This is a genomic window from Gordonia prachuapensis (assembly GCF_036350515.1).
Taxonomy (GTDB): Bacteria; Actinomycetota; Actinomycetes; order Mycobacteriales; family Mycobacteriaceae; genus Gordonia; species Gordonia prachuapensis.
Window position 1 is genome coordinate 1 of the sequence record NZ_JAZDUE010000037.1, and the last position, 3,016, is coordinate 3,016.

A 3,016-nucleotide genomic window follows, 5' to 3' on the forward strand; every position below is an offset into this window, starting at 1 on the left:
GGTGTGTGTTGTTTGAGAAGTGCATAGTGGATGCGAGCATCTTTATTTTTTGCATTGCATGACGAATCAAGTTTTTTGGTTTGTGTGTTTTGTTCGAGTTTTTTGGTGCCTTCATTTCGGCCCACCTTGTGGGGTGGGTTGGTTTGTAGGTGTTGTTGTAAGTGTTTTAGGGCGTTCGGTGGATGCCTTGGTACCAGGAGCCGATGAAGGACGTGGTAGGCCGCGATAGTCCTCGGGGAGTTGTCAAACGAGCTGTGATCCGAGGGTGTCCGAATGGGGAAACCCAGCACCCGTGATGGGGTGTTACCGCCAGCTGAATGTATAGGTTGGTGGGGGGAACGTGGGGAAGTGAAACATCTCAGTACCCATAGGAAGAGAAAACAATTGTGATTCCGTGAGTAGTGGCGAGCGAAAGCGGAGGAGGCTAAACCATGCGCATGTGATACCGGGTAGGGGTTGTGTGTGTGGGGTTGTGGGGTTCATTTTCTGTCATCTACCTGTGGCAGCGTGAGTGATAAAATCTTGTGTTAGGTGAAGTGGCCTGGAATGGTCTGCCGTAGTCGGTGAGAGTCCGGTAGCTGAAAACACAGGGTCTTGCGTGATGTTCTCCCAAGTAGCAGCGGGCTCGTGGAATCTGCTGTGAATCTGCCGGGACCACCCGGTAAGCCTGAATACTTCCTGGTGACCGATAGCGGACTAGTACCGTGAGGGAAAGGTGAAAAGTACCCCGGGAGGGGAGTGAAATAGTACCTGAAACCGGACGCTTACAATCCGTCAAAGCCTTTGGGTTCTTTAGTGGGCCGGGGGTGATGGCGTGCCTTTTGAAGAATGAGCCTGCGAGTTAGTGCTCGGTGGCGAGGTTAACCCGTGTGGGGTAGCCGTAGCGAAAGCGAGTCTGAATAGGGCGTGGAGTCGCCGGGTCTAGACCCGAAGCGGAGTGATCTACCCATGGCCAGGGTGAAGCGTCGGTAAGACGTCGTGGAGGCCCGAACCCACTTCAGTTGAAAATGGAGGGGATGAGTTGTGGGTAGGGGTGAAAGGCCAATCAAACTCCGTGATAGCTGGTTCTCCCCGAAATGCATTTAGGTGCAGCGTCCCGTGTTTCTTACCGGAGGTAGAGCTACTGGATGGCCGATGGGCCCTACTAGGTTACTGACGTCAGCCAAACTCCGAATGCCGGTAAGTGAGAGCGGGGCAGTGAGACTGCGGGCGATAAGGTTCGTGGTCGAGAGGGAAACAGCCCAGATCGCCGGCTAAGGCCCCTAAGCGTGTACTAAGTGGAAAAGGATGTGGGGTCGCGAAGACAACCAGGAGGTTGGCTTAGAAGCAGCCACCCTTGAAAGAGTGCGTAATAGCTCACTGGTCAAGTGATCCTGCGCCGACAATGTAGCGGGGCTCAAGTACACCGCCGAAGCCGCGGCACTCACACGTTAGCTTGTCCATGATCTACGGGTTGTGGGCTAGGTGTGTGGGTGGGTAGGGGAGCGTCCTGCATCCGTGGAAGCCGCAGAGTGATCTAGTGGTGGAGGGTGTGGGAGTGAGAATGCAGGCATGAGTAGCGAAAGCAGAGTGAGAAACTCTGCCGCCGGATGACCAAGGGTTCCTGGGCCAGGCTAATCCGCCCAGGGTGAGTCGGGACCTAAGGCGAGGCCGACAGGCGTAGTCGATGGACAACGGGTTGATATTCCCGTACCCGTGTATCCGCGTCCATGCTGAATCAACTGTACTAACCATCCAAATGGCGATCGATCACCTTCGGGTGACGTGAGCCGGCTGCATGGGACCTTGGTTGGTAGTAGGCAAGTGATGGGGTGACGCAGGAAGGTAGTGGGGCCAGTCAGTGGTTGTACTGGTGTAAGCCTGTAGGGAGTGGCATAGGCAAATCCGTGCCACACATAATCCTGAGAGGTGATGCGTAGCCGTTGCGGTGAAATCCATGATCCTATGCTGCCGAGAAAAGCCTCTAGCGAGTTGGTACACGGCCCGTACCCCAAACCAACACAGGTGGTCAGGTAGAGAATACTAAGGCGATCGAGAGAACTGTGGTTAAGGAACTCGGCAAAATGCCCCCGTAACTTCGGGAGAAGGGGGACCCGTGCTGGTGAACACTTTTGCGGTGGGAGCTGGTGTGGGTCGCAGAGACCAGAGAGAAGCGACTGTTTACTAAAAACACAGGTCCGTGCGAAGTCGTAAGACGATGTATACGGACTGACGCCTGCCCGGTGCTGGAAGGTTAAGAGGACCGGTTAATCCTTTCGAGGGTGAAGCTGAGAATTTAAGCCCCAGTAAACGGCGGTGGTAACTATAACCATCCTAAGGTAGCGAAATTCCTTGTCGGGTAAGTTCCGACCTGCACGAATGGCGTAACGACTTCTCTGCTGTCTCAACCACAGACTCGGCGAAATTGCAGTACGAGTAAAGATGCTCGTTACGCGCGGCAGGACGAAAAGACCCCGGGACCTTCACTATAGCTTGGTATTGGTGTTCGGTTCGGTTTGTGTAGGATAGGTGGGAGACTGTGAAACCCGCACGCCAGTGTGGGTGGAGTCGTTGTTGAAATACCACTCTGATCGTATTGGACTTCTAACCTCGGACCCTGATCGGGTTCAGGGACAGTGCCTGGTGGGTAGTTTAACTGGGGCGGTTGCCTCCCAAAATGTAACGGAGGCGCCCAAAGGTTCCCTCAGCCTGGTTGGCAATCAGGTGTTGAGTGTAAGTGCACAAGGGAGCTTGACTGTGAGACGTACATGTCGAGCAGGGACGAAAGTCGGGACTAGTGATCCGGCACCAACGTGTGGAAGTGGTGTCGCTCAACGGATAAAAGGTACCCCGGGGATAACAGGCTGATCTTCCCCAAGAGTCCATATCGACGGGATGGTTTGGCACCTCGATGTCGGCTCGTCGCATCCTGGGGCTGGAGTAGGTCCCAAGGGTTGGGCTGTTCGCCCATTAAAGCGGCACGCGAGCTGGGTTTAGAACGTCGTGAGACAGTTCGGTCTCTATCCGCCGCGCGCGT

The 3,016-nt window shown here is 54.9% G+C and carries 1 rRNA gene; it reads left to right on the forward strand.

The features are described from left to right. Positions 1-155 precede the first annotated feature (155 nt). A 23S ribosomal RNA gene (locus V1Y59_RS23635) occupies positions 156-3,016 on the forward strand; the annotation flags it as partial.